Origin of the sequence: Rothia sp. P4278 (assembly GCF_048512945.1) — a bacterium.
In the GTDB taxonomy this organism is placed as follows: domain Bacteria; phylum Actinomycetota; class Actinomycetes; order Actinomycetales; family Micrococcaceae; genus Rothia.
This window is the reverse complement of sequence record NZ_JBLXXU010000003.1, coordinates 1-25,447: the sequence shown is the minus strand read 5'-3', so window position 1 is coordinate 25,447 and position 25,447 is coordinate 1. Positions and strand designations below refer to the sequence as shown.

Genomic DNA, 25,447 nt, shown 5'->3' with positions numbered 1-25,447 from the left:
ACCGGTAAGACCGGGCGGGGTAGCGGTGCGAGAGCAACCAAGTTTTTAGGCTACGAGGCCCAGGAGCTGGCCGATCCAGTGGATGATGATGCCGGGGACAACAGCATCGGGAACGGTGAAGCCCAGGCCGGAGGCGCCGAGAGCTTCCAGGTCGCCAAAGGCCTGGCTGTAGAAGGCGAAGGAGATCAGGATCCAGCCCAGGAAGCCCCAGAGGAAACCGCCAATCCAGGCTGCAAGACGGCCACCGGTTGAGTTAGCAAAAATTGCTGCGGTACCGGAAGCGAAGAAGGCCACGATCATGGAGGGGATGGGGACCGGCCAACCCAGGGAGACACAGAGTGCCATACCAGCGATTTGACCGATGAGACCGGAAATCAGACCGATGAGCAGAGCGTTGGGTGCGAAGGCAAAGAGAACAGGTACATCCAGTGCGGGAATCGCGTTGGGAATAACCTTCTGGGAGATACCTTCAAAGGCAGGAACGATTTCCCCGATGAGCATACGAACACCGTAGAGCAGAATCAGCATACCTGCGGTGAACTGCATAGCCATCATGAAAGCGAAGAGGATCCAGTTTTGACCGTTGGAGATACCACCGTTTTCGGTGGTCGCTTCGAAGGCTTCTACGCCACCTACGGAAACAGCTGTGATAGCTGTGCCGATGGAGACAATGAGCATGACCAGGGTGGTAGAGACAGCTACGTCGCGGAAGAAGGAGAGCTTCTCGGGGAGTTTGATGTCCTCGGTTGACTTCTCCTTGTTGCCAATGACCATGCCCAGGTAGCCAGCTAGTACGTTGAGCAGGGTCTGGCCGTGTGCGAAACCAACGTCGTTACCACCGGTGATACGGCGGACGAAGGGCTGGGCGATGGCGGGAGCCAGGGTCATGTAGAAGCCGTCAATGATAGAGGCGATGGCAACAGTCCAGAAGGGGCCCAGACCCAGCTGGTAGATGGCGATGGTGAAAGCACCAGCGTGCACCCAGATCATGTGGCCGGTCAGGTAGACGTAGTGCCAGGGGGTGAAGCGGGCTAGCAGGAGGTGAACGATGTAACCAAAGAGCATGGTTAGGCCAATTTGTGAGCCTAGAGCTGCTACAGGTCCAGCCTGAACGGCCGAGACCACGGCTTCATCGAAGGTAACGAAGGTGGTGATGTTCCCCGCGGGGAAGGCCATCTTGAACATGTCCTGGATGGGGCCGAGACCCTGAATCAGGACGGTAACGCCGCCACCGATAATCAGTAGCGAGAGTGCGGTCTTAATAGTGCCGGTAACAATCTCGTCGGCGCTCTTCTTCTGGGCGAGCAAACCGATAAAGGCGATAAAACCTACGATAATAGCTGGGATCTGAACCAGCTGTATCAAGAAGGAAAGGACGGAATCCATGGTGGTTTACCTTATGTATCTAAGGGGTGCTGTTAGGCACCGGCTTGGAAGTCTTTGACAGCTGCTAGAACCTTGGTCTTAACCTCGTTCTTGTCGATGAGATTGTCAATGAGAACGACCTTGGCCTTGGTACCTTCGACGTTTTTTGCCATTCCGGTGGTGGTCACAACGATGTCTGAGGGCTGGGACTTGAAGGAGCCCAGGTCAATAGCCTGAACTTTAGCTTCGATACCTTCGGCGCTGAGCAGGGTGCGTACCTGCCCGGCCAGCATCATGGAGGTTCCGAGGCCCATGCCACATACGGTTGCAATTGAAATCATTGTTCTTTTCCTTACTATTTGGTGGTGAACACGCGCATAAGCTCATCGTCATTGCGGGCCTGGCGTGCTTTTTCAATACGGTCTTGGTCAGCTAGGACAGCTGCAAGTTCTTGGATCTTTTCCATGTGCCCGTCGGTGCTTGTTGAGGCAAACGAGATGAGGAAATCGACGGGATCGTTCTTCTCGCTACCGAACTCTACGGGGGTGGAGAGGGTGACGACCGCTGTGCCAGACTTGAGCACGCCGCTGGTTGCCTTAGCGTGCGGCATGGCAATGCCGGGAACAAAGACCATGTAGGGCCCAAAGTCCAGGACACCCTGAATCATAGCCTGAGTGTATTCTTCGGTGGCTATTCCGGCCTGCTCGTAGAGGCTGCCAACTAGCTGGATAGCTTCTTTCCAGTCTTTGGCCTCTCGTTGGGCTGAGACGAGATCGGGAGTAAAGCTCATGGGATTGTCTCCTCGGTAACGGACCTATCTACACATCCCATCATAGTGAGCGAATTTGCGTGATGTAAACATTTTGACTGATTTTTTTGAGAAAAAATCAAACTTGATCATGGGACCTAGTGAAGGATGTGCAGGGGGCCCTGGCCCCTGAAAAAGGGTGGTTTTGACTCAAAAGTAAGAACTGAACCCTCCCTATTAAGTATCTTTAGTGTCGTCCGCCTCAGTTTTTGCCTTTGGGTAGGGTGCTGGGTGCTCGCTTTTCTTTTAAGTTGCCTTCAGGTCTGGACAGCAAAAGGAATCATGTGTAATCATAAATATTGAGCGAAAATGATTGCTAATGGGCAGTTGCTCACCAGAACTACAGACGCTCCGGAAGGGAAAAACACCATGTCTCTAGCAGGCGCTTTTATGAAAGAAGAACTTGAAAGCCAGCCCCTCATGTGGGAGCGGGCACTGGGCTTGGACACCGCCGTCCTTCCCCAGCCCGGCCTGAAGGTAGCAGCTATTGGCTGCGGCACCTCCTGGTTCATGGCTCAGGCCTACGCCGCTCTGCGCGAAAATGCTGGCCAGGGCATCACCGATGCCTTCACCGCAACCGAGGTCCCCACCGGTCGTGACTTTGACGAATACCTCATCATCTGCCGCTCCGGTACCACCACCGAAATCGTTGACTTCATGAAGAGCGTCAAAGGCACCAAGCCCATCACCGTCCTGGTCGGTGTACCTGACTCACCCGTAGCAGAACTTGCTGACCGCCTTGTTGACCTCTCCTTCGCCGACGAGAAGTCCGTTGTCCAGACCCGCTTCGCTACCACCGCTCTCATGTTCCTGCGGAGCTCCATCGACTCAGAAGAAGTATGCCGTGCCGCTATCGAAGATTGCCGCGCTGCACTGAGCGAACCTCTTGCCCCTGAACTGATCAACGCTGAACAGTACTCCTTCTTGGGCACCGGTTGGACCGCAGCGCTGGCTACTGAAGCCGCACTCAAGATGCGCGAATCCTCCCAGAAGTGGACCGAGTCCTACAACTCCATGGAGTACCGCCACGGTCCCATCTCCATCGCAGCACCCGGCCGCGTCACCTGGCAGTTCGGCCTTGCACCCGAGGGGCTGCGCGAGCAGGTAGAAGCAACCGGCGCTTACTTCGAGGATCGTGACCTTGACCCCCTGGCTGACCTTGCTCGCCAGCACCGCGTAGCTCTTGAAACTGCCTTGGCTAACGGACTAAACCCCGATGAACCCCGCAACCTAACCCGTTCAGTCATTCTGAACTAAGCAGTAGGGAAAGGGGAGAGGTACCATTATGGCCGGTGCACGAGTCATTACACTGACGCTCAATCCAGCTCTCGATATCACGGTGAGCATAGACCAGCTCACCCCGGAGAGCACCCTTCGGATCCCTCATGCCCAGCGCAGATTGGGCGGTAAGGGGCTTAACGTTGCAAACGTAGCCGCCGAGCAGGGCTACCCTGCTCTGGCTCTTGCGCCCCTGAACGAGCTATCGCTCGCTGAGCTCAAGGCCCGAGTTGCCGCTTCAAGCCCCGGGGTGTGCCCCCTACACGAGCAGGTACAGCTCCTTCAGGCCTCTACCCCCGTTCCCCTGCGGAGCACCTATGCCCTGGTGGAAACGGAAAGTTCCACGACCACCATCATCAACGAGTCAGGCCAGGAGCACCCCGCAGAGGTCTACCGGGAACTCCTGAAGCACCTGGCAGACTCCCTGGCTCAGTACCCCGGTAGCGTGGTCACACTCTCTGGCTCCTTCCCTCCCCGGAGCCCCGAAGGACTTATCTCTGATATCGCTCGTACCTGCCAGGAGGCCGGTGCCGCTTTCATCGTGGATACTTCCGGCCCCTACCTACTGGAAGCCGCCCGCGCCGGTGTCACCTACCTCAAGCCCAATCGAGCTGAACTGGTAGAAGCAACCGGTGAGCAAGACCTCTACCGGGGTGTCGCCCGCCTACAGGAGCTGGGTGCCCAGCAGATCATTGTCTCCTGCGGCCCTGACGGCCTCTACGCTTTCGGGCAAGAGCAGGGAGTCAAAGCGCGTCTTGCTCAACCCCTTGAAGGTAACCCCACCGGGGCAGGCGATGCCCTCGTAGCAGCCCTTGCTACCTCACTTCTTGATGAACTCAGCCTAGAAGACCTGCTTATCCGTGCAGTGAGCTGGTCTGCCTCCGCTGTTACCCAACCCCTCGCCGGCTCTATTGGTAGCGCCTGGTCTTCACTGGCCGAAAAGGTCATCGTTGAAGATGTCACCTACCCGTCGGCGTCCTAGCACCAGCCCAGAAGGAAGAACAACATGCCACAGGTAAGCACCCTAGATCTGGTCCTAGCTGCCGAAAGCCGTAAGAGCGGCATCGGGGCTTTCAACGTCGTTCACCTGGAAACCGCAGAAGCAATTGCGGCCGCCGCTGAGCGATCTAACCTGCCCGTGATTATGCAGGTCAGCCACAATTGCATCCGCTACCACGGTGGCTTTGAGCCTATCGGCCATGCCATGCTTGAAATTGCACGGAACTCAACCGCCGAGATTGCTGTTCATCTGGATCACTGCGAGTCTGTGGAACTGGCCTGCCAGGCTATTGACCTGGGCTTCAGCTCGGTCATGTACGACGGCTCAACCCTGCCCTACGAAGAGAACCTGGCCGCAACCGCCAAGGTCGTGGAATACGCCCACAAGAAGGGTGCGACCGTTGAAGCTGAACTCGGTGAAATTGGCGGCAAGAAGAGCGCCCACGCTCCCGGTGTACGCACCGATCCGGCAGAGAGTAAGGAATTCGTGGCGGCAACCGGTGTCGATACCTTAGCAGTGGCTGTAGGCAGTGAGCACGCCATGACCTCCCGCACTGCCACCTTGGATCACGAGCTGATTGGCCGGCTCCGTCAAGCTGCAGGTGTACCCCTGGTCCTGCATGGCTCGTCGGGCGTCAGTGACCAGGAAATTCTGCGCGGTATTGCATCTGGCATGACTAAGATCAACGTTTCAACCCACCTGAACGGTTTCTATACCGGGGCTATCCGCGAATACCTGGCGGCTCACCCAGATATCGTGGACTCCCGCAAGTACACCATGGCTGGCCGGGAGGCCCTGAGCCAGGAGGCCCAGCGATTGCTGACCCTTTTTGCCAGCGGTTCCGCTCGATAGTAATAACCCTTGCCCGGCTGGTTCCAGCCGGGCAAGAGCCTGGCTTACATGACTGTGCTGTCTGGGGAGCTGGCCCAGTTAGTGGGCAGGAATGAAAGTTAGAAAAGAATTCGATAGATTATTGGGAAGCTGGGGCGCATCCCCGGCGATACCTGTTAGTTAGCGGCCTGAAAAACTATAGAGATCAAGGAGCTTGCTCTGACTATGCGTGATGTGCGCCATACACAGATATTAGATATCGTGAACTCACGCCAAGTCGTGACGGTCAAAGAACTGGTTGACGAGCTCAAGATATCCACAGCCACGGTCCGGCGGGACCTGGAAGCGCTCAGCCAGGCTGGCCTGCTGCAGCGCACACGGGGTGGCGCCCAGAGTCTGCCTACCTACCTCCCGCCGGTCATTAAGATGGACCAGACCCACAGCACCCAAAAGGCCGCAATTGCCCAGCACTGCCTGGAATACATCAAGCCCGGTGCCATGATTGGGGTCACCGGTGGCAGCACTGTGGGCGCTCTTGCCCATGCTCTTGCACAGTGGGCTCACCGCCATAAGGATCAGCCCTCTTCTCCCCATAAGCCTCTGCTGACCATCGTCACCAACGCCGTTGATATCGCCTACCGGCTGGCCGAAGTCAGCGAAATCAAAATTGTGCTGACCGGCGGGGTGATTAACGGCTTCTCCTACGAGCTGACCGGCCCCTACGCCATTGATGTTCTCAACCAGATTTCTTTGGACATGGCTTTTATCGGGGTCAACGGGTTCGACGAAAACGGCCCGGGCACCGTGGATGAGTATGAGGCATCGGTCAACCACACTATGATTACCCGTGCCCAGCAGACCTTTATCGTGGCCGATTCAAGTAAGTTCGGTAAGCGTTCCTTTACCTCGATTAGCGGTGACAGCGACCGCTTAGCCACTACCATCATTACAGACTCCTCTATCAGCCAGGAATGGGCCGATCGGGTGACCCAGCAGGGCTATAACCTCCGTATTGTTTAATTCTTTGATGAGAAAGAAGGCAGATTTTATGTCCTCCCTTATCGTTCATTCAGCTACCCTCTATGACGGGATCATCGGAGGGGTTCACCAGCGCGGTGCGGTCCTTCTAGAGAACGGGAAGATTAGTAAGGTTCTGGGCGAGGATGAGTGGCAGAGCTACCTGAGCCCCGGTACCGAGGTGGTTGATGCGGCTGGGGCTCCGCTGGTCCCCGGTTATATTGATATCCACCATCACGGCGGTGCTGGGCACGCCTATGATGAGGGAAGCATTGAAAGCGCTACTGCCGCCCTTGAGGCTCACGCCAAGCACGGTACCACCCGCAGTGTTCTCTCCACCGTGACTAACTCGGTGGAGGCTATTAGCCATAGCTTGCGTAACCTGGCACCTCTGGTGGAGCAGAACCCTCAGGTTTTGGGTTTCCACGCCGAAGGGCCTTTTCTACACCCCCAGCACAAAGGTGCTCACCCCGAGGATCTTCTGTGTGACCCTGACCCTGAGGCAGTCGCCCAGATTCTTGATGCGGCTGGCGGACATCTGCTCCAGGTGACCATGGCCCCTGAACGTGAGGGTGGCCTGGCCGCTATTGAAAGCTTTGTGGGCGCAGGTACCAAGGTTGCTGTGGGCCACACCAGCGCCACCTATGAGCAGGCAAGAGACGCTTTCTCGGCAGGTGCTAGTCTGCTAACCCACACCTTTAACGGTATGAACGGTATCCACCACCGTGCCCCCGGCCCCGTGATTGCGGCCCTGGAAGACAGCCGTGTTTCACTGGAAATTATTAACGACGGTATTCACGTTCATCCCTCAGTAGTTGCCCAGATTTTTGGGCGGGCACCGGAGCGTACCGTGCTGGTGACCGATGCCATGTCAGCTACCTGTAACGCTGACGGCATCTACATGCTGGGCACCCTCGAGGTTGAGGTTAAGGGTGGGGTTGCAACCCTGGTTGAGGGTAAATCCCTGGCTGGCTCCACCCTGACGATGGACCGTGCGGTGGCGTTGGCTGTTCAGAACTCTGGTCAGCCGCTTGACCTTGCGGTTGCTGCGGCCACTTCTCAGGCTGCCGCCGCTCTGGACTTGGCTGACTCCTACGGTCGGATTGCACCGGGTTACCCGGGTGACCTTCTGCTCCTGGACGCTGAAACCCTGCTCCCCACCCGTATCTGGCGGGACGGCATTCAGCTCTAAGCACCCCAACTAACTTCCTTATGTGTTTAGCCCCGAACTGGTTATCCGGCTCGGGGCTGACTTTTGGGTTGAGCGGGTAAAGCTCACGAGCTAAGAGCCTGCTGGTGAGGCAATGAACTGTGTCATCATGGCTTCAAAAGCTAGGCGGGCACTTGCATTGGTGTTCATTCTGCGGCGGGTAGTTGCTACAGTTTGCAGGTGAGCTAGCACGGCTTCCGGCCTAGTGCGCGCGGCGTAAGCCTGTAGCTGCTGAGCCATGTGGGCGTTAATAAGCTCTGCCCCAGTGCCCATCTGCAGGGTGAGTACATCACGGAAGACCGTTTGAATATCGGCCAAGAAACGGTCCAGGGTATCGGTTTGGATTCGTTTGGCGCGGCGTTTTTGGTCTTCTTCTAACTGACGTACCTGGGCGCGGTGGGTGGGGGAGAGTTTCTCCCCGTCCGTGTAGCCTAGGGAGGTCAGGAGCGCGGCACGTTCGGCCTCATTGCGGGTTTGCGCGTCTGCTTCTGCTTGAGCCTCAGCAATAGAGATGAGCCGGTCGGCGGCATCCATCGCCGCGGCAACAGAGCTGAGGGTCAGCGGTATCTTGACCACTGAATCGCGGCGGGTGCCTGCCTGCGGGTCGCTTGCTAGCTTGTGGGCGGTGTCCAGGTTGCCCTGGGCTAGGCGGGCTACTAGCTCGGCTTGGTGGGGATCAATCCCGTACTGGGTACTGAGTACGGCGGCAACTTCCGCCACCAGGGGGAGCCGTAGCTGGACCGGGCGGCACCGGGAGCGGATAGTGATGAGAACATCGGCGGGGGAGGGGGCCGTCAATAACCAGATAGTGTAGGGTGGCGGCTCCTCTATAGCTTTGAGGAGTACGTTGGAGGTGCGTTCGGGCATGCGGTGGGCGTCTTCAATGAGCATGACGCGCCAGCGTCCAACGGCGGGGCGGTCCTGCGCTTTAACAACAAACTCGCGGGCCTCGTCGATGGTGATGACGGTTTTTTCGGTTCGAAAGTGCAGGAAGTCTGCGTGGGAGCCGCTGAGCACGGTTTGGCAGGAACGGCAGGTTCCGCAGCCGCGTGCGGCGGGGTTGGGCTGGTCGCAGAGGAGTGCTGCCGCGAATGTCTGGGCTGCTGTGGTGTGGCCTGCACCGGTCGGGCCGGTAAAGAGCCAGGCGTGGGTGGGCTTGGTATCAGCGGCGGCGGTAGCTAGCTGGTGTTTGACCTCGTTCTGCCCTATTAGGGAGTCCCAGACGCTCATGAAAGTACCGCCAGGGCCGCATCCAGAACCTGTTTGTGGACTTGCTCGATGGGTTGGGCACCGTTGATAAGGGCGTATCGCTCTGGGGCAGCCTGCGCTAGGGAACGGAAGGCACTGTGTAGAGCGCTGTGGAAAGTGTCGTCGGCGGCTTCCATACGGTCAGCGTGACCGCGGGCACCTGCGCGCGCACGGCTTTCAGCCAGTGACACATCAAGGAGTACCGTGATGTCGGGCAGGAGATTGCCCGTGGCCCAGCGGCTTAGGTCGGTGATGGTTTCCAGGCCCAGGCCGCGCCCAGCTCCCTGGTAGGCTGCTGATGAGTCGATGTAGCGGTCGCACAGAACGATGGTGCCGGCTTCTAAGGCTGGTTGAATTTTTTGGTGGGCGTGGGCGGCCCGTGACGCCGCAAAAATGAGTGCTTCGGTGTGCGGGTCAATCGAGCCGTTGCCGTGCTCTAGGACCAGGGCACGGAGTTTTTCGCCGATGTCGGTGCCCCCTGGCTCACGGGTGACCAGCACAGAATAGCCGCGCTCTGTGAGGGCCTCTGCCAGGAGCTTGATCTGGGTGGTTTTGCCTGATCCGTCGCCACCTTCAAAAACGATGAAAGTGCCGGGGTAGGGGCCGTGGGCGCGTGCCGGGTCGGCATCTGGGGTGTAGGTCAGTGCTTGAGTCACCCCTCTAGCCTACCAAGGCCTGTTTGCTGGGGCTTGCGGTTAGATAGGGACTCTAAGCAAGTTCATTTGGTGACCATGCTTCTCACCTACTAGCTCCTTAAGAATCGGGCGCGTATGGTGGTGGGTATGACCGAACAGAATCTTTCTCCGCAGACCCGCCTAGTTGCTGGCGGCCGGCCGGCCCACCGTGACCTTGCCCCGGTAAACCCACCTATCTCCATGTCCTCTACCTTCCGGCAGATAGGCCCCACCGACCTCAACAGCTACGCCCGCTTTACTAACCCCAGCTGGGACGGTCTTGAGCAGGTTGTCGCTGACCTTGAAGGCGCAGAGCTCCCCGGCCTTCTTTTTGCCTCGGGTATGGCGGCTGTAGCTGCGGTGCAGGATCTGGTACCGGTTGGCTCTATTATCCTTCTGCCCAAGCACACCTACATGGCCTCGGTATCTATGGCTAAGCGCCTTGAGGCGCGCGGTATCGCCACAGTTGTTCGTCTTGATATTGAAAACACCGAGTCCGTCATCGCTGAACTGGAAAAAGCGGCAGCCACCGCAGGGGTCAGCCCCGAGAATGTGAACTATGCAGCCCCTAAGGTTCTGCTGTGGATGGAAAGCCCCACCAACCCCATGATGGAGGTCGCTGACCTGCCCGCTATCCTGGGTGCGGCTCGCAAACTGGGTATCGTTTCAGCCGTTGATAATACCTTCGCAACACCGCTTGGACAGAACCCCCTGCTGCTGGGTGCCGACGTCGTAGTGCATTCCGCCACCAAAGCAATCGCCGGTCACTCCGACGTTCTGCTGGGTATCACCGTTACCTCCAACCCGGTCCTGCGCGAAGCCATGCACACCCACCGCACCACCAATGGCGCTATCGCCGGGCCCTTCGAAGCATGGCTGGGCTTGCGCGGCGTGCGTACTATGGGCGTCCGGTTAGAGCGCTCAGCGGACTCCGCCCTGCAACTAGCGCAGCGCCTTAGCGAACACCCGTCCATCAAGGCAGTACGCTACCCCGGCCTACCCACCGACCCCGGCTACGAGCGGGCCTCAGCCCAGATGCAGACCTTCGGGTCTATCCTCTCCGTCACTCTTGATGCCACCGCCGAAGAAACCGACCGCCTTGTTGCCGCCCTGAAGCTGTGGACTCCCGCAACCAGTCTCGGTGGCGTAGAATCACTCATTGAACGCCGCCGCCGGCACGGTTCAGAACCCCACTCCATCCCGGAGTCCCTACTCCGCCTCTCCGTGGGCATCGAGAATGTCGATGACCTGTACCAGGACCTGGTGGCAGCCCTAGAAAATCTCCGCTAAAGAACGAAGCACCCTATGACTCCTCTTGATCTCATTGCTTGGGCAAACTACCTCATCAACCTGCTGGCCTCGCTGGTCGTAGCAGGACTATCTGTCTACGCCCTGTTTGAGGCCGCACGCGCAACAGGGTACGCCTACCAGAGCGCCTTCAAACGCACCAAAGGCTTCTGGCTGGCCGTCACGGGCGCTGCCACGCTCTTTTCGGTCCTGACCCTGTGGCAGTCCTGGAACGGTAGGATTAGCTCAATCTTTATGCAGTTGGTTGCCGCTACCGCCGTGGGTGTCTTCTTAGCTGATGTTCGCCCCGCGGTGGCTGTGCGTCGCCGTCGCTAAGACTTGCGTTAGGGCCTGAAAAACCCACACATATTCACACGCATTCCCCTAAGATAGCGGTTTGTTCAGTGAATAGGTGTGGGTTTATCTTTTATTTAGAGGGATAAAGTGGGATAATGAGAGTTATGACTTACAAATTGGTACTGCTCCGTCACGGGCAATCAGAATGGAACGAAAAGAACCTCTTCACCGGTTGGGTAGATGTTGCCCTCACCGAGAAAGGTAGAGCTGAAGCGGCCCGCGGTGGTGAGCTTCTGAAGGAACGCGGCATCCTTCCCGATGTCGTTCACACTTCACTCCAGCGCCGCGCCATTAACACCGCTAACCTGGCACTGGACGCTGCTGACCGCCACTGGATCCCCGTCAAGCGTAACTGGCGCCTGAACGAGCGTCACTACGGCGCTCTTCAGGGCAAGGACAAGACTCAGACCCTAGAGACCTACGGCGAAGAGCAGTTCATGACCTGGCGTCGCTCCTACGACGTTCCGCCGCCGGCACTTGATGATAACGACGAGTTCTCACAGGCAAAGGATCCTCGCTACGCTGACATCGAGAACGCCCCCCGCACCGAGTGCCTCAAGGACGTTCTTGAGCGCATGCTCCCTTACTGGGAATCGGACATCAAGGAAGACCTTAAGGCTGGCAAGACCGTTCTGGTTGCAGCTCACGGTAACTCCCTGCGCGCACTGGTGAAGAACCTGGAGGGCATCTCCGATGCCGACATCGCTGGCCTGAACATCCCCACCGGTATCCCGCTTTACTACGAGCTGGACGAAAACTTCAAGCCCCTTGGCCCCGGTGAATACCTAGACCCCGAGGCCGCTCAGGACGCCATCAAGGCCGTTGCTAACCAGGGTAAGAAGTAAATCTTAGCCCGGTTTTAAAGCCCTAGTGCCCCGCCCTCCTGAATAGGTGGGCGGGGCACTTTAGTTTCAGAGGAGTTGAGACTAAGCGAGAACCAGGGGACTGTGAGCGGCTGCCAGCCGGTCCGGGGCCTTCAGAGGCGCTGATGAAGCTCACGGCCCCTGCCAACTCAAAAGTGTCTGGTCTTAGATGCTGGGCACTGCGTTCCAGTCTCCTGTCACCAGGTAGGTGACCTTACGGGCAACGGAGACACCGTGATCCCCAAATCGTTCCAGGTAGCGTGAAGCCAAGGTGACATCCACTGTGACCTGGGCGTTCTGGCCCCAGTCGGGTGCTGCCATGCGGTTAAAGACCTCTACGTGGAGCTCGTTGACCCGCATCTTGTATTTGATGATGTCCTGGGTGTGGACCAGCTCACGGGTTTCTAGCAGGTTGATGACGCTGGCAATAATTTTCAGGTCCAGCTCAATCATCTCTGCGAACACAGGTGTGATGGATTCCGGTAGAACGTGCTCCGGGTAGCGCATACGAGCAACCTGAGCGACGTGACGGGCAAGGTCGCCCATGCGTTCCAGGGAGGTACTCATACGCAATGCTCCCACAATCATGCGCAGGTCTGAGGCGACCGGGCTTTGCAGGGCCAGCAAGTCGATGGCTCGTTCATCCAGCTCATTTTGCATAAAGTCGATGCGGGCATCGTTAGTGATGACCTCCTCGGCTTCCTGGATCCCGGCCTTGAGGAAGGCATCGGAGGCCCTGCTAAGGGCTTCTTGGACCAGGTTGGCGATGTGGATGAGCTCTTCACCGACATGTTGAAGTTCGGCTTGGAAGACTTTGCGCACGTGCGCGTCCTTTCCATGTGGAGATATGTGAGGGCGTGAGAGGGCAGAGAGCGCTCTTTCGCTACCTATCTAGAGTGCCAAGGCCACATGAACACCAGCACATGCTTGGGTAAACGTTAGTTGAACCCCTGCCAACAGGTAGCGTGCGGGGTGAAAAGGTGGGGGTCTACGGCCTAAGCTGGTAGACGTGAACTCTACAATGATTGCTTTGATGGCGGCACTTTTGGGGCTCATCATTGGCGTTGTCAGCATGTTTGCTCTTCAACGAAGTGAGCGCCAGCGCGCTCGCTGGGCCGATGTTGAAGAGCCCACCATCAGTGACGGCGCGGCAGAGGTTTTGGCGGTGATTGGTCGTGCCTATATGGTGGTCGATGCTGTCGATGGCGTTGTTCAGGCCTCTCCTGGGGCCTATGCCCTGGGGCTGGTACGCGGGCACACGGTGGAGTCCGATGAGCTGCTGGCTATGATTGATGCAGTTCGCAGCAAGGGCATCATTGTTGAAAAGGAAATTGTGCTGGCCCGTGGTTTCTACGACCAGAGCAGGCTTGTGATTGACCTGCGCGTAGCTCCGGTAGGTGATGAGTACATTCTGGTTCTGGCTGATGACCGGACTGAGATCGCTAGGGCTCAGACGATCCGGACGGACTTTGTGGCTAATGTGTCTCACGAACTTAAAACCCCGGTGGGTGCGGTAGGGCTCATGGCAGAGGCTATTGAGAGCTCTGCCGATGATCCCGAATCTGTGCGCTATTTCTCGGGCAAACTCAAGAAGGAGTCGCAGCGGCTGGGTGCTCTGGTGCAGGACGTTATCGAGCTCTCCCGTTTGCAGTCTGCTGACCTGGTGGTCAGTTCTACCCTGGTTGATGTGGGGCAGGTTGTGGCTGAAGCCCTTGACCGCAACAGGCTTACTGCTGAGGACAAAAATATTGAACTGCTGGTGGGTGGTACCGCCTCGCGTCCTGTTCATGGTGACCCGGAGCTTCTCTCGACGGCCGTGCACAATTTGATCGAGAACGCAATCCGCTACTCGCCAGATAGCACCAAGGTGGGCATTGGGGTTTCTGTGAAGGAGGACACTGTTAGAATTTCTGTGAAAGACCAGGGCCCGGGTATCCCCGAGGATGAACAGGACCGTATCTTTGAGCGGTTTTACCGTGTGGATCCGGCGCGTTCCCGTCAGACTGGCGGTACCGGGTTAGGTTTGAGCATCGTCAAGCATATCGTAGGCTTGCACGGTGGTGAGGTGACGCTGTGGTCCCATCCGGGGTCCGGCTCAACATTCACTATTGCTCTGCCTATCTTGGATGAAGAAACCGAAAATGACTTACTGGGCGAGAATGCGGGCACCCGTCCGGCCTCTCGTGCAGAGAACTAACCCTTTCCCCGCTGGGCCACACGGTTCAGCCCGATTCCCGAAAAGGACACACAGGTGACCCGTATTTTAGTGGTTGAGGATGAAGAGTCACTCAGCGAGCCCTTAGCCTTCTTGCTGGGGCGTGAAGGGTTTGAAGTTCAGGTTGTTGATAATGGCCTGGACGCCGTGGTTGAGTTTGAGCGTGCAGGCGCTGACCTGGTGCTCCTGGATATTATGTTGCCCGGTCAGTCCGGCAACGAGGTATGCAAACAGATCCGGGCTAGCAGCACTGTACCCATTATCATGCTAACGGCCAAGGACTCTGAGATTGATAAGGTCTTGGGGCTTGAGCTGGGCGCTGACGACTATGTCACCAAGCCTTACTCATCGCGGGAGCTGATTGCTCGGGTGAGGGCCGTCTTGCGCCGCCGGGGTGAAGCTGACGAGCCTGACTCTGGTGCTATCCAGGGCGGGCCGGTCCGTATGGACGTTGAGCGCCACGTTGTGACGGTGAACGGGGAAAGCGTCGCTATGCCCCTCAAGGAATTTGAACTTCTCGAAATACTCCTGCGGAATGCTGGTCGCGTGATGACCCGCTCCCAGCTCATTGACCGTGTGTGGGGTGCAGACTATGTGGGTGATACCAAGACCTTGGATGTTCACGTTAAACGGTTGCGGTCAAAGATTGAGCCGGATCCCTCATCGCCGCGGTATGTGGTTACGGTTCGCGGTCTGGGCTATAAGTTTGAGCCCTAGGCCAAGGCGTGAGCGGTAAGTAAAAGCTGGGGCCCAGAACCTTCAAGGTTCTGGGCCCCAGCTTTTGGTGTAGGGTGACCTACCGTTTAGTGCTGGGAGGTTTCGGTCGCGCTAGCGCTTGCCGCGTTGGGTAGGTAGGAGGCGTATTCCTCAAGCGTTCCGTCAAGGACGGGAACCACGAACTCAGACGGTTCGGATGTGACATCCGAAGAAACGGTGGTTTTGAGGCTTAGACCGGGGGCAGCCTCGGTTGACTTAAGCACAATCTCGTTGGCTTTATCCTCCAGGCGAACTTCCTTGCCAGCGGGAACCTCAATGGTCAGCGTCTCACCGGGGAAAGCCAGGGTAACGGTAGCATCTTTTTCGGACTGGTTGAGGATGGTACCCAGAACACGACCGGGAGCGCCTTCAGCCGATGAAATCACCATGATGTTGCGGAACTGGATGATCTCCTTGTTCGCCTCGGTGAGGTTAGTCATCTGACCGTCTGATGCTGAGTAGACGATGGTGGTGGGCTGCTTGTAGATGTAGCCACAGCCAGTGGTAGCCAAAAGGGCACCAGCGAGGGCGATTGTTACGCCAGCGCGCTTGATGCTCAGAGAAGCGGTGTTCTTCACAGCTCTTGCTCCTTGTTTAGATGTATGGGCCCCGGATTTATGCAGGAAAAAATGTGTGTGCTCCGCGCAAAGTAGGGGTGTGTTCTCTCTTCAGGTCACATTCTAGCTGGTTTATAGACGATACGTCTGTATCAACGGGCAAAAGCCGGTAAATGAAGCGCTGACCGCCTAGCGGGGCATTACGCTGTGCGGGGAGAGCCTCGCTCCATATCTGTAACCTTAGGGTCGCTGTCTAAATAGGCGTGCTAGAATGGGTAGGCTGAAAGGGGTTTATCCATATGGTTTTTGAGGTTGGCGAGACCGTCGTTTACCCTCACCACGGTGCAGCAACGATTGAAGAAATCAAAATGCGCACTGTCCGTGGCGAAGAGAAGATGTACCTAAAACTCAAGGTCGCTAATGGCGACCTTGTTATTGAGGTGCCCGCTGAGAACGTTGACATGGTAGGTGTACGCGACGTCGTTGACGAACGTGGCCTCCAGGAAGTCATTGATGTTCTGCAAGCAACTGACACCGAAGAAGCGTCCAACTGGTCCCGCCGCTACAAGGCGAACGTTGAGAAGCTGGCATCTGGCGATGTCCTTAAGGTCGCCGAAGTCGTCCGTGATCTGTGGCGCCGCGAAAATGACCGTGGCCTTTCCGCTGGTGAGAAGCGCATGCTGGCTAAGGCCCGCCAGATTCTCTCATCCGAGGTCGCACTGGCCAAGGACATTAACGAGGAAACCGCCGAAGGCGAGCTCGATAAGATTCTCGAAGGCGTCTAAACTTTCGGGTATGCTCACTAGCTGTGAGCACTATAGACCAAAAAAATGCAGCGGGTACCGTTCCAGAACAGGAGACGGTGCTCGCTGTTCTTATTGTGGCGGCAGGTTCAGGTTCCCGTTTGGGTGCTGGCATACCCAAGGCCGCTGTAGAAATTGCGGGTAAAACTCTTCTGGAATGGGCTATTCTCGGTGCGCTAGCGTCGGGTGTAACGGCGCGGCTTGTGGTGACGGTGCCTCCCGGGGATACCTTGCTGACGGCTATTTGCGCTCGCTACGGTGCCTTGGCGGTACCCGGTGGAGCTAGCCGGGCTGAGTCTGTAACAGCGGCTCTTACGGCTCTTGACGGTGCCAAGCCGCTACCCGGCGCTTCGAGCTCTCAGCCTACCGGTGTTCTGGTGCATGATGCTGCCCGTTGCTTTACACCTGCCTCTGTTTACCGGCGGATTGCTCAGTCCCTGGTCGCGGGGGAAAGAGCAGTTATCCCTGTGCTGCCGGTGGTTGATACTGTCAAGACGGTGGATGCCCGGGGCTATGTCACAGGTACCCCCGCACGGGCGGAGCTCAGAGCAGTCCAGACCCCCCAGGGCTTTGACCTCCCGACCTTGGTGCAGGCTCACCGCGACGTTGCCGGCCTACCAGCGGGGGTTGCCGAGACCATTACCGATGATGCCATGCTTGCGGAAACCCTGGGCCTGCCTGTGGCTACAGTTGACGGTGACCCGCAGGCTCTTAAAATTACGACCCCTCTGGATTACACCTTGGCCGGGGCTTTGCATACCCAGGGCGCACTTGAACTTGTTGAAGAGCTAGAGAAGAGATAGAGGCTATGATTCCCCGTATTGGCACCGGAACTGATGTACACGCTTTTGGTGATGAAGGCACAGAGCTGTGGGTAGCAGGGTTGCACTGGCCAGGGCAACGCGGCCTTTCAGGTCACTCTGACGGTGATGTGGTGGCCCATGCAGCGGCTGATGCTCTGTTTTCTGCCAGCGGGACCGGTGATTTAGGCTCCAACTTTGGGGTAGACCGGCCCGATATGGCAGGTGCTTCAGGGGTGAGAATTCTGTCGGAAGCCGCCGCTATTGTCCGTGCCGCGGGCTTCGAAATCAGCAATGTAGCTGTCCAGCTGATTGGCAACAAGCCCAAGTTTGCCCCCCGTAGGGATGAAGCTAACCGGGTGCTGAGTCAGGCTGCTGGTGCTCCTGTTACCGTCACCGCGACCACCACCGATGGCCTGGGCCTAACTGGGCGCGGTGAGGGTGTAGCAGCTACAGCTGTTGCCCTGGTCTATCCCGTAGAGAACCCGTAGAGCTAGAAGCGTCCCCCGCCCCCGGCAGAAGCCGGGACGGGGCACTGAGCTATGAGCTGGATATGCCAGCTCTTTTACTCAGCCAGGGCAGGGAGTCGGCAAGTGTAGCCTCCCAGACCTTCCACTCATGTTTTCCCTCATAGGTATTCCACTGCACATCTAGGCCTGCGGCTTTTGCGGCATCGTAGACCGTGTGTAGGTCCTTACGGTAGTTGGCATTATCCTTGGTGCCTATAGAGAAGATTCCGGCTGGCCCGGGCTGGGTGAACCTACCCTTCTGTAGCATGGTCAGCGGGTCGTTGGCATCAAAAGCGGCCTGGTTGCCATCAAAGCCCTGCGCTATAGTTCTCTCAAGGTTGCCGATGGATGGGTGACCTTCCCCGGACATATCGATGAAGGCCGAATAGATCTGGGGTGCCCTCAGTGCTGTCTGTAAGGCACAGGTGCCGCCGTTGGAAAGTCCCCCGATAGACCAGTGAGCATGATTGGTATCGACCTGAAGATTATTTTTAAGCCAGGTGGGAACAGTTTGCTGAAGGTAGCTTGCTACCTTGCCGTGGCTGGTATCGCTACATAAGGGGTTAGACCAGTCTCCACCATTTTGGTCTACCACCACTACCACCGGGGCGAGCCCCTGATGCTCGGATGCAAAGGTGTTGAGGATATCGTGAACCCCACCCATATTGAACCAGTCACCCGGTGAACCAGGTTGCCCAGCCATGAGAACTAAGACCGGGAGTAGAGGTCTCTGGCTTGTCATGTAGGCAGGGGGCAGATAGATATAGGCATCACGGGGAGTAAAGGTCGAATCTTGAGAGGGGATACTGGTTTTGACAAGGGCCCCTTCGGTCGGCATATCGGACGGTGCTTTCCAGGCCACTGCAAGCGACTGGTTCCCTGCATCAAAAGGATGGCTCTGCGCTCCGGCCTGGGCCTCATCGAGAGAGCTGGTGGGTACTGTAACACCTAAAGCTGCGGCAAGGCTAGGGTAGCCTCTATAGTAGGCGTTGAGGCCCAGCCCTGTTGCGGTAAGAGCGAACCCGAGAGCTACCAGGCCAGCAAGGAGCCGGACCCCTCTGGCAGGCACACTACGACTGCTCCAGTTGGTGCCTACTAGGACTATCACATAGAGCAGGATCAGTGATACATATCCAACCCATAACCAGGTAGGCAGGGTAATTCCCTCGGCCACTAAGTGCACTACATTGTTACCGATGAAGGCTGAAAGCCCAGTGATGGCTACCGCTGAGACTACCAGCAGAGCATGGCTACGAAGGGTTATGTTTCTGCCTACTTTCCAGAGCAGAATCAGGGCAACTACTGCCGCAAGAGCTAGTGAGACCGGGCCCCAATAGTCAGCTCGTAAATCCACTGACCTCGCAAAATCACCCAGCATTTATTTTTCCTTAGAACCTATAGCTTGAATAATTCCCACGACGTCTTTTGCCTTCATCTCGGGTAGATAGGCGTGAGTGACTGCCACACCGATTGAAGCTAGCTGCCCAGAATCAGGGGTGACCAGGTACATGGCCTCAAAGTCAGGCTGGAATTTTGCCTTAAAAGTCAGCAGCGAGCGGAAGCCGTAGAGAGGTTCCATACGGTTGCCTAAGTAATCTAAGAGTCGATCTAACCCAGTCCTTTCCACTGTGGAGTCTGAATGCGCTAAGGGCGCTCCTGAAAGAGAAAGGAGCTCAAGCCCTTCAGCTTTTGCGTCCTGGGCCGCCGAAGCGATGAGGAACTCCATGGACGCGGGGAATACTCCCTCACCGTTGCGGCGGCGCATAAAGTCCAGGGTCAGCCCGATAACCCTGCCCTCTCTATGAACTGGCATCCAGGAGGTCACTCCGTGTATAAAACCAGTTTGATCAGTGGCTATCAGAATTCTTGTTTCTGGGTCTTTGAGTTCCTCCAGTCCACCGAGGGTAAAGCCCATCTCAGGCAAACTCTTATCAGACACCCACCCTTCAGAGATCTCAACGATCTGGGCCCATTCCGCTAGAAGCAGGTCATCTATGCTCGTCCAACGTGCGGTAATGCCCTGCTTGCCCGCCTGGTTGAGGGCTGTCCGAATGGACTGAAATTTTTTACCTGAGAAGGTTAGGCATGAAAGATCAATCACTGCTTCTTCAGCAACCTGCCAGGAGCTCCACCCGAGCTTCTGCGCAGCCTGCTGGGTTGGTGAGTGCACAGAATAGAGTGCGGGAGTTAGCCCGGAACGGGTGCAGAAGACTGCAAATTCTTTGACAGCAGCTTCCACACGCTCAGGGGCGGCCGCAGGGTCCCCAACGGTCAAGGCAACACCGTTATGGGCCAGGTAGGCAAAGCCCTCTTTTCCCGATTCGGAGATCCAGTAGTGCCGGTTATCCCAGGTGCTAATCCACCCCAATGTCCCAGCACCATGTTCTTTGACTAGCTCAATAAAGTGCTCGCGATTCTTGCCTACTTTGCCAAAGGGAAGGGAGAGAATGCGGTAGGTGTAGATAATCGCAGCGGCCCAAAAGAGGGCTGGGAGGGTCCAGTGCAAGGCGGTTGTCAGCCAGAAGGTGCCGGTGTAGGTCGGGGGGAAGACATACCAGGCCGCAGAGGGCAGAAGTTTGACTAGGTAGTCCAGGGCGAAAGGGAGTAGCTGTGGGTGAGGGGCAAAGGCCTGCGGCATTATCCAGGCGAGGAGAACCATGATTGTTGCCCCACTGAGGCCGACCAATCCTATGGTTTTTGCAGCGCTGAGGGCGGCTCTTGTGTTCGAGGGTAGTGGAAAGTACCGCCAGGTTACAGCGATCAGGCACATGATTAGTAGGGGGATAAGGACGGGGATGATTAACCGGCCCCCTGCTTCTTCTAGTTCTGCCAAAGAACCGTAAGCCGAGCGATGCTGGCCTAGGATGCCTGAAAATATGATTAGCCGTAGCGCTGTGAAGAGGAAGATTGTTCCTTGAAGGAGCAGGGTCGCGTAGGCAGCTATTCGACGCCCGCGTGCTAGCCCCATGGCCAGGACTAGTTGCAGGATGATGGGTAGCGTTGAGAGCAGGCTGGGGAGGAAACCCCGTGTTTGTGCTAGGTAAACTTCGTGGCTACAGAGCTGGCTAGCGGTTTTTTGGGAGCAGAGGGCATCGAGGGTTTCGTTAGTGAGCACACTGCTTGCAATATCGAATTTGGCCGATGCGAGAGGGCCAACAGGGTTAGGGGCATGGGCGGCAAAGAAAATGCCCAGGGATATTGCGGTAATTGCTAGGGCAACTAGTGTTCGCTTTTCGTGACGGCTACCTACGATTGAATCTTGGCCCTTGGGAGATGTGCTCAGCAGTGATCCGCTGGCCCAGCCTGTGATAGCGGCCAGGAAGAGGCCAATATCTTGAAGGGAACCTCCGAACCCCAGGAGAACCAAGGTGGTCAGGCAGGCTGAGAGGCGGATTCTGCGCCTCCATATTGTAGAGAGGGAACGTGATGATGCTAGGAGCGTGCCGGTCATCATGAGCGGGATGCCATAAACAGCGTGATCGGTTAGGGCTTGGGCCCAGCCGGGAATGAGGTAGCTAGCTGCTGAGAAAATGATGGCCAGGGATGCTACCGGTAGCAGATAGCTAGCGGCTGCTGCTAGGGCGAAAGGCCAGGTACCTAATTTGCGTTCAGCTAGGGGACCGATGCTGGCCAATAAGAATAAGGAAAGCACAGTTGAGCCGGGTCTAGGGCTCACAAAGGTACCGGTAAGGACCCCCCAAAGGTTTTCTAAGTTACCTGGTTGAAGGGTTAGCGGTAAGGTTTTAGCGGCCCCAAAGACTATCTGGATGATAAGTGAAATGAGGGTGAGGCCCAATAAGACGGTGCTGAGTGGCGCGATATGCGTGTAGTCTGCTAGGTATTCTTTGGCCCAGCGTAACCGTCTCCTGGTGGCTTGTAGGGGAGGATTTTTGGGACTGTAGGGGGTAGTTCTATTCACTAACAGCAACCTTTAAACTTTTTGAGTATCTGGCATTAGAGTATAGGCAGATTATTGTGGGATTCTGCTGAGAGAGGCCACCTCTTGCGGGCGGGATTTAGCCTGAATCCTCTTGAGAGGGCTAGAATAGTTGGCTGTTGCCATAGCGCTTTGAGGAGAACTTTTGTGACAGCTGCTGACCCCCTTGCACCCTACCCGCATGTTCTGAGCCGGCGGGGCGGGAGAGTGATTGCCTGGCATGAGTATGGGGTTTTAGAGAACCCACAGCAGACTGTGCTTTACTGTCACGGCACTCCTGGATCTGGCTACGAGGCTCTTTTTTTGGATGAGGCTGCCCACCAGCTGGGCATCAGGATTATTGCTCTTGATCGACCCGGACTGGGTGCCTCAGATCCCGTTGACTACCGGACGGTACGCGGTTGGGTAGAGGATGATCTCCTTGCTGTAGTCGAGCACCTGGGCTTGGAGAGGCTGAGCGTGATTGGTTTCTCAGGTGGGGGTCCTCATGCAATGGGTATAGCTGCCCGGTTACCGGAGTTAGTGGACCGGCTGGTTCTGCTTGCCCCTTTTACTCATCATGCTGCATGGTCAACTCGGCTTGGTTTGGCTTTTACACCTTTGCGGGTGCATCTGTCTCACCTGACCATGAGCTGGTTTCCTAAGGTTTTGATTGATTCTTTAGCTCGCGGAGCTGGCCTTCTCCTAGCTGGTAGGTCAGCATCTCTTGAGGCTTTCGTGCGCTCAGTGCAGGGGCGTAGCGGTGCCTACCGCATGGCGGTTGCTCATGATTATGCTCTCCAGTTTGCTATTCGGGGTGGCGTACAAGATGAGTACGCTATCCAGGGGGACTGGGGTTTTTCGGAGGCTTCGGTGAGGGTAAGGACTGATATTTGGGTAGCGGGAAGGGATAAGGCGGTCAAGCCTGCCCGCGTCCGGAACTTGGGTCTGCGAATGGGCGCCACCTTGCATGAGTTACCCCAGGATGGGCATTTTTCCTTGCTGATCAACCATGGTTGGGAGATTTTAGGCAGCTTGGTTAAGGATGGCTAGAGCTGTTCAGAACCGGCGCTTGTGCAGGCGGTAAACTTGTAGCTGTGACTTTACGTTTTTATGATTCAGCAACTGCAAGTGTTCGTGACTTTGTCCCGGTTTACCCCGGTGAGGCCCGCATCTATTACTGCGGTGCTACCGTGCAGGGGGCACCGCATATTGGGCATGTGCGCTCGGGGCTGGTCTTTGACCAGCTTGCGCGCTGGCTGACCTACCGTGGTTTTAAAGTCACGACGGTCCGTAATGTCACCGACATTGACGATAAGATTCTGGTCAATTCAGCGGCTTCCTTTGACTCTGATTATTCTGGGGACTATCCGCGTGAGCAGTGGTGGGCCCTGGCCTACCGGTTTGAGGGCATTTTTGGGGTGGCTTATGAGGCCCTGAATATTGCTCGGCCCACCTATGAGCCGCGAGCAACCGGACATATTCCCGAGATGTTCGCTCTGATTCAGAGGCTGATTGACCGGGGACATGCCTACCCGGCTTTGGACGGTTCGGGTGATGTCTACTTTGATGTGCGCTCCTGGGAGCAGTACGGTTCTTTGACCCGTCAGCGTGTGGAGGACATGCAAGATGCCCCCGATGCAGACCCGCGCGGTAAGCGGGACCCCCGTGACTTCGCCCTCTGGAAGGGGCATAAGGAGGGCGACCCCGAGACTGCCCGCTGGGAGTCTGCCTGGGGTGCAGGCCGCCCGGGTTGGCACTTGGAGTGCTCGGCTATGGCGGGTAAGTACCTGGGTGAGACCTTCGACATTCATGGGGGCGGGCTTGACCTGCGCTTCCCCCACCACGAGAACGAGATGGCTCAGTCGCAGGCCGCCGGATTTGGGTTCGCCAATTTCTGGATGCACAACGGCCTGGTGAACTACGAGGGCGAGAAGATGTCCAAGTCTATTGGTAACATCATCACCCCCGAGCAGATGCTGGAGATGGCTCGCCCCCTTGTGGTCCGCTACTACCTGGGCCAAGCACACTACCGTTCGGTGCTGGACTACCGCCCTACCTCCTTGGAGGAGGCACGGGTTGCTGTTGAGCGTCTTGAAGCCTTCCTTGCTCAGACCCTTGCTTTCCACCGGGCCGATGCTCGGGTTCCTCAGGCCTTTGCTGAGGCTATGGACGATGACCTCAATATTCCTCGCGCTCTTGCTGTGCTCCATGAGCTGACCCGAGCGGGGAACGCGGCTTTGGCAGCAGGGGAGTCAGCTCAGCAAGAAGCAGAGCAGGTTTATGCCATGGCCCGAGTACTGGGCTTGGTGGAGCTGATGTCATTTGCTGGTACACCGGCTTCGGACGGCGGTGCTGCTGAACATGCGGCTCTTGATTCTCTGATTCAGACCATGCTGACCCAGCGTGCTGAGGCCCGTGAGGCTAAAGACTGGGCACGTGCTGATCAGATTCGCGATGCCCTGGCAGCGGCCGGGGTTACTGTCAAGGACGGCCTATCTGGCTCTACCTGGTCCCTGAGCTAGAGCGGATCGTCCACAGATGTAGCTGTTAGCAGGCGCCCTGCCGGTTTCTGGTGGGGCGCGTGCGCTAGCTCTCGCACCAAAAAGCTGGGTGGGTCGGTAAGCTAGAGAACAACGGCAAGATACCTATCAAAGGAAACCTATATGGCGAAGGCAGGCTCACGCCCCGGCGCAACAGCTAAAAAGAAAGGCCCCACCAAGGGCACCGGCGGTCACGGGCGCAAGGCACTTGAAGGCCGCGGCAACACTCCCAAGGCTGAGGACCGCGTCTACCACAAGGCCCACAAGATGAAGCGGGCCGCTGAAAACCGCAAGGCGACTAACACTCTTCGCTCACGCGCACCCCGTCTGGGCGGGAAGCGCGCTTCAGACGAACTGGTGACCGGTCGTAACTCGGTCTTGGAATCATTGCAGACCAAGATCCCTTCTAAGACTCTCTTTGTGATGTCTCGTATCGAGGTCGATGACCGTGTCCGCGAGATTTTGACTGAGGCTAATAAACAGAACCTGCCGATTCTTGAAATTGGCCGTCTTGAACTGGACCGTCTGACGGACCACGCGGTTCACCAGGGTGTTGCGCTTCAGATTCCGCCCTACAAGTACCCCGACGCGGGGAGCCTGGTTCTGGATACTATGGAGCGCTGGCATGATCAGCAGCTGGAGGTCCCGCCACTCTTTGTTGCGCTTGATGGCATTACCGACCCCCGTAACCTGGGCGCTATTATCCGTTCGGTCTCTGCTTTCTCGGGTAACGGTGTAATCATTCCGGAGCGTCGATCTGCTGCTATGACCGCTTCTGCCTGGAAGACCTCTTCTGGCGCCGCAGCTCGTATCCCCGTTGCTAAGGCAACCAACCTGACTCGGGTAATTCAGCAGGCGAAGGAGGCTGGCATGTTTGTGGTTGGTCTGGACGGTGGGGGAGATATTGATCTGCCGGACCTTGAGCTGGCCTCTGAACCGCTCATGATTGTTGTGGGCTCTGAGGGTAAGGGCCTGTCCCGTCTGGTGACCGAGAACTGCGATCAGATTGTTTCTATCCCGATTAGTTCGGCTATGGAATCTTTGAATGCTTCGATGGCTGTGGGTATTGCCCTGTATGAGGTATCCCGCCGCCGTTCTAGCTAGTGGTTATTTCTAAAGGTAAGCTCTTCCTCCGCAACCTGCGGAGGGGGAGCTTTTCTTTAAAGTCTTGGCTAAAGTGTGAGGTGCCGGTGTTTGCATCTATTGCTGAATGAGCTCACCAGAAGCTCAATAATGTGATGTAAGTTTAGGTGCCAGCTCACAAAGAATGCTGCGTATATGTCTTGGCGAATGCGTTTAAAAAAAGTTTAGAACTTTTTTGAAGTTCCGAAATCCGCGGTTTACCAGGGAATTTGTCGGACAGCTTGCGGGCCGTGAGCGCTTTTAAGGGCAAAAATGCTCCCTAAGGAC

The 25,447-nt window shown here is 57.0% G+C and carries 25 protein-coding genes; 16 read left to right on the top strand and 9 right to left on the bottom strand.

Going from position 1 to position 25,447, the window contains the following annotated elements:
• Positions 1-45 precede the first annotated feature (45 nt).
• The 3 genes from ACN085_RS07220 to ACN085_RS07210 are packed head-to-tail and all read right to left on the bottom strand — an operon-like array spanning position 46 to position 2,155.
• The gene (locus ACN085_RS07220; RefSeq protein ID WP_419100414.1) at positions 46-1,386 is read right to left on the bottom strand and encodes a PTS ascorbate transporter subunit IIC; all 1,341 of its coding nucleotides are present in this window, start codon (positions 1,384-1,386) and stop codon (positions 46-48) included.
• Positions 1,387-1,418: 32 nt separating this feature from the next.
• Positions 1,419-1,706, bottom strand: a complete 288-nt coding sequence (locus ACN085_RS07215) for a PTS sugar transporter subunit IIB (RefSeq protein ID WP_419100415.1) — start codon at positions 1,704-1,706, stop codon at positions 1,419-1,421.
• A gap of 14 nt (positions 1,707-1,720) precedes the next feature.
• Positions 1,721-2,155 (bottom strand): PTS sugar transporter subunit IIA, encoded by a 435-nt coding sequence (locus ACN085_RS07210; RefSeq protein WP_419100416.1) that lies wholly within the window; start codon positions 2,153-2,155, stop codon positions 1,721-1,723.
• 387 nt (positions 2,156-2,542) lie between these two features.
• Between ACN085_RS07210 and ACN085_RS07205 the strand changes: the two genes are divergently transcribed.
• The 5 genes from ACN085_RS07205 (at position 2,543) to nagA (ending at position 7,491) form a co-directional block, all read left to right on the top strand.
• Positions 2,543-3,430, top strand: a complete 888-nt coding sequence (locus tag ACN085_RS07205) for an SIS domain-containing protein (RefSeq protein WP_419111064.1) — start codon at positions 2,543-2,545, stop codon at positions 3,428-3,430.
• Positions 3,431-3,458: 28 nt separating this feature from the next.
• Positions 3,459-4,433, top strand: a complete 975-nt coding sequence (locus ACN085_RS07200) for a 1-phosphofructokinase family hexose kinase (protein WP_419105340.1) — start codon at positions 3,459-3,461, stop codon at positions 4,431-4,433.
• Positions 4,434-4,457: 24 nt separating this feature from the next.
• Complete coding sequence (locus tag ACN085_RS07195; RefSeq protein WP_419111063.1) at positions 4,458-5,303, top strand: class II fructose-bisphosphate aldolase; 846 nt, start codon at positions 4,458-4,460, stop codon at positions 5,301-5,303.
• A gap of 204 nt (positions 5,304-5,507) precedes the next feature.
• Positions 5,508-6,302, top strand: a complete 795-nt coding sequence (locus ACN085_RS07190) for a DeoR/GlpR family DNA-binding transcription regulator (protein ID WP_419100420.1) — start codon at positions 5,508-5,510, stop codon at positions 6,300-6,302.
• Positions 6,303-6,330: 28 nt separating this feature from the next.
• Complete coding sequence (gene nagA, locus ACN085_RS07185) at positions 6,331-7,491, top strand: N-acetylglucosamine-6-phosphate deacetylase (RefSeq protein ID WP_419111062.1); 1,161 nt, start codon at positions 6,331-6,333, stop codon at positions 7,489-7,491.
• 90 nt (positions 7,492-7,581) lie between these two features.
• Here nagA and ACN085_RS07180 read toward each other — a convergent pair whose 3' ends face one another.
• Both ACN085_RS07180 and tmk read right to left on the bottom strand, forming a co-directional pair.
• Positions 7,582-8,739: a DNA polymerase III subunit delta' gene (locus ACN085_RS07180; protein WP_419111061.1), complete on the bottom strand. Its 1,158-nt coding sequence runs from the start codon at positions 8,737-8,739 to the stop codon at positions 7,582-7,584.
• Positions 8,736-9,413 carry a dTMP kinase gene (tmk, locus tag ACN085_RS07175; RefSeq protein ID WP_419111060.1) on the bottom strand — a complete coding sequence of 226 codons (678 nt, stop codon included), beginning with the start codon at positions 9,411-9,413 and terminating at the stop codon, positions 8,736-8,738. The genes ACN085_RS07180 and tmk overlap by 4 nt, the downstream gene beginning before the upstream one ends.
• A 126-nt stretch (positions 9,414-9,539) precedes the next feature.
• On the opposite strand from tmk, the gene ACN085_RS07170 reads away from it, so the two are divergent.
• The 3 genes from ACN085_RS07170 to ACN085_RS07160 all read left to right on the top strand — a co-directional run bounded on the left by ACN085_RS07170 (position 9,540) and on the right by ACN085_RS07160 (position 11,920).
• Positions 9,540-10,721 carry a trans-sulfuration enzyme family protein gene (locus ACN085_RS07170; protein ID WP_419111059.1) on the top strand — a complete coding sequence of 394 codons (1,182 nt, stop codon included), beginning with the start codon at positions 9,540-9,542 and terminating at the stop codon, positions 10,719-10,721.
• 15 nt (positions 10,722-10,736) lie between these two features.
• Positions 10,737-11,054, top strand: coding sequence for a DUF2516 family protein (locus tag ACN085_RS07165; protein WP_419100425.1), 318 nt, complete (start codon positions 10,737-10,739; stop codon positions 11,052-11,054).
• Positions 11,055-11,179: 125 nt separating this feature from the next.
• Complete coding sequence (locus ACN085_RS07160; protein WP_419105345.1) at positions 11,180-11,920, top strand: phosphoglyceromutase; 741 nt, start codon at positions 11,180-11,182, stop codon at positions 11,918-11,920.
• A 183-nt stretch (positions 11,921-12,103) separates the two neighbouring features.
• Here the strand turns inward: ACN085_RS07160 and phoU are convergent, their stop codons facing one another.
• A complete protein-coding gene (phoU, locus tag ACN085_RS07155) occupies positions 12,104-12,760 on the bottom strand; it encodes a phosphate signaling complex protein PhoU (protein WP_419100427.1) in 657 nt (218 codons plus the stop codon).
• Between the two features lie 187 nt (positions 12,761-12,947).
• On the opposite strand from phoU, the gene ACN085_RS07150 reads away from it, so the two are divergent.
• Positions 12,948-14,135 carry a sensor histidine kinase gene (locus tag ACN085_RS07150; protein ID WP_419105347.1) on the top strand — a complete coding sequence of 396 codons (1,188 nt, stop codon included), beginning with the start codon at positions 12,948-12,950 and terminating at the stop codon, positions 14,133-14,135.
• 54 nt (positions 14,136-14,189) lie between these two features.
• Entirely contained in the window at positions 14,190-14,870 is a 681-nt protein-coding gene (locus ACN085_RS07145) for a winged helix-turn-helix domain-containing protein (RefSeq protein ID WP_419111058.1), read from the top strand.
• Between the two features lie 86 nt (positions 14,871-14,956).
• Here ACN085_RS07145 and ACN085_RS07140 read toward each other — a convergent pair whose 3' ends face one another.
• The gene (locus ACN085_RS07140; RefSeq protein WP_419100430.1) at positions 14,957-15,487 is read right to left on the bottom strand and encodes a hypothetical protein; all 531 of its coding nucleotides are present in this window, start codon (positions 15,485-15,487) and stop codon (positions 14,957-14,959) included.
• Between the two features lie 278 nt (positions 15,488-15,765).
• Between ACN085_RS07140 and ACN085_RS07135 the strand changes: the two genes are divergently transcribed.
• The 3 genes from ACN085_RS07135 to ispF are packed head-to-tail and all read left to right on the top strand — an operon-like array spanning position 15,766 to position 17,560.
• Positions 15,766-16,251, top strand: a complete 486-nt coding sequence (locus tag ACN085_RS07135) for a CarD family transcriptional regulator (RefSeq protein WP_419100431.1) — start codon at positions 15,766-15,768, stop codon at positions 16,249-16,251.
• 23 nt (positions 16,252-16,274) lie between these two features.
• On the top strand, positions 16,275-17,072 hold the full coding sequence (ispD, locus tag ACN085_RS07130; protein WP_419105349.1) for a 2-C-methyl-D-erythritol 4-phosphate cytidylyltransferase: 798 nt from the start codon (positions 16,275-16,277) through the stop codon (positions 17,070-17,072).
• A gap of 5 nt (positions 17,073-17,077) precedes the next feature.
• Positions 17,078-17,560 (top strand): 2-C-methyl-D-erythritol 2,4-cyclodiphosphate synthase, encoded by a 483-nt coding sequence (gene ispF, locus ACN085_RS07125; RefSeq protein ID WP_419105350.1) that lies wholly within the window; start codon positions 17,078-17,080, stop codon positions 17,558-17,560.
• A 49-nt stretch (positions 17,561-17,609) separates the two neighbouring features.
• Here the strand turns inward: ispF and ACN085_RS07120 are convergent, their stop codons facing one another.
• Positions 17,610-18,956 (bottom strand): alpha/beta hydrolase, encoded by a 1,347-nt coding sequence (locus ACN085_RS07120; RefSeq protein ID WP_419111057.1) that lies wholly within the window; start codon positions 18,954-18,956, stop codon positions 17,610-17,612.
• Positions 18,957-21,254 carry a bifunctional lysylphosphatidylglycerol flippase/synthetase MprF gene (locus tag ACN085_RS07115; RefSeq protein ID WP_419111056.1) on the bottom strand — a complete coding sequence of 766 codons (2,298 nt, stop codon included), beginning with the start codon at positions 21,252-21,254 and terminating at the stop codon, positions 18,957-18,959.
• Between the two features lie 408 nt (positions 21,255-21,662).
• Here ACN085_RS07115 and ACN085_RS07110 point away from each other — a divergent pair, with 408 nt between their 5' ends.
• The 3 genes from ACN085_RS07110 to rlmB all read left to right on the top strand — a co-directional run bounded on the left by ACN085_RS07110 (position 21,663) and on the right by rlmB (position 25,141).
• On the top strand, positions 21,663-22,547 hold the full coding sequence (locus ACN085_RS07110) for an alpha/beta hydrolase (RefSeq protein WP_419111055.1): 885 nt from the start codon (positions 21,663-21,665) through the stop codon (positions 22,545-22,547).
• A gap of 44 nt (positions 22,548-22,591) precedes the next feature.
• Entirely contained in the window at positions 22,592-24,019 is a 1,428-nt protein-coding gene (cysS, locus tag ACN085_RS07105; protein ID WP_419100437.1) for a cysteine--tRNA ligase, read from the top strand.
• A gap of 141 nt (positions 24,020-24,160) precedes the next feature.
• Positions 24,161-25,141 carry a 23S rRNA (guanosine(2251)-2'-O)-methyltransferase RlmB gene (rlmB, locus tag ACN085_RS07100; RefSeq protein WP_419105353.1) on the top strand — a complete coding sequence of 327 codons (981 nt, stop codon included), beginning with the start codon at positions 24,161-24,163 and terminating at the stop codon, positions 25,139-25,141.
• Positions 25,142-25,447: the final 306 nt, after the last annotated feature.

Excerpts from the sequence above, each read along its gene's own strand:
- rlmB (WP_419105353.1), top strand. The coding sequence starts at position 24,161 with ATGGCGAAGGCAGGCTCACGCCCCGGCGCAACAGCTAAAAAGAAAGGC.
- ACN085_RS07190 (WP_419100420.1), top strand. The coding sequence starts at position 5,508 with ATGCGTGATGTGCGCCATACACAGATATTAGATATCGTGAACTCACGC.
- ACN085_RS07200 (WP_419105340.1), top strand. The coding sequence starts at position 3,459 with ATGGCCGGTGCACGAGTCATTACACTGACGCTCAATCCAGCTCTCGAT.
- ACN085_RS07170 (WP_419111059.1), top strand. The coding sequence starts at position 9,540 with ATGACCGAACAGAATCTTTCTCCGCAGACCCGCCTAGTTGCTGGCGGC.
- ACN085_RS07205 (WP_419111064.1), top strand. The coding sequence starts at position 2,543 with ATGTCTCTAGCAGGCGCTTTTATGAAAGAAGAACTTGAAAGCCAGCCC.
- nagA (WP_419111062.1), top strand. The coding sequence starts at position 6,331 with ATGTCCTCCCTTATCGTTCATTCAGCTACCCTCTATGACGGGATCATC.
- ACN085_RS07120 (WP_419111057.1), bottom strand. The coding sequence starts at position 18,956 with ATGCTGGGTGATTTTGCGAGGTCAGTGGATTTACGAGCTGACTATTGG.
- ACN085_RS07210 (WP_419100416.1), bottom strand. The coding sequence starts at position 2,155 with ATGAGCTTTACTCCCGATCTCGTCTCAGCCCAACGAGAGGCCAAAGAC.
- ACN085_RS07195 (WP_419111063.1), top strand. The coding sequence starts at position 4,458 with ATGCCACAGGTAAGCACCCTAGATCTGGTCCTAGCTGCCGAAAGCCGT.
- ACN085_RS07180 (WP_419111061.1), bottom strand. The coding sequence starts at position 8,739 with ATGAGCGTCTGGGACTCCCTAATAGGGCAGAACGAGGTCAAACACCAG.
- ACN085_RS07215 (WP_419100415.1), bottom strand. The coding sequence starts at position 1,706 with ATGATTTCAATTGCAACCGTATGTGGCATGGGCCTCGGAACCTCCATG.
- ispF (WP_419105350.1), top strand. The coding sequence starts at position 17,078 with ATGATTCCCCGTATTGGCACCGGAACTGATGTACACGCTTTTGGTGAT.
- ACN085_RS07135 (WP_419100431.1), top strand. The coding sequence starts at position 15,766 with ATGGTTTTTGAGGTTGGCGAGACCGTCGTTTACCCTCACCACGGTGCA.
- ACN085_RS07220 (WP_419100414.1), bottom strand. The coding sequence starts at position 1,386 with ATGGATTCCGTCCTTTCCTTCTTGATACAGCTGGTTCAGATCCCAGCT.
- ACN085_RS07165 (WP_419100425.1), top strand. The coding sequence starts at position 10,737 with ATGACTCCTCTTGATCTCATTGCTTGGGCAAACTACCTCATCAACCTG.
- ACN085_RS07160 (WP_419105345.1), top strand. The coding sequence starts at position 11,180 with ATGACTTACAAATTGGTACTGCTCCGTCACGGGCAATCAGAATGGAAC.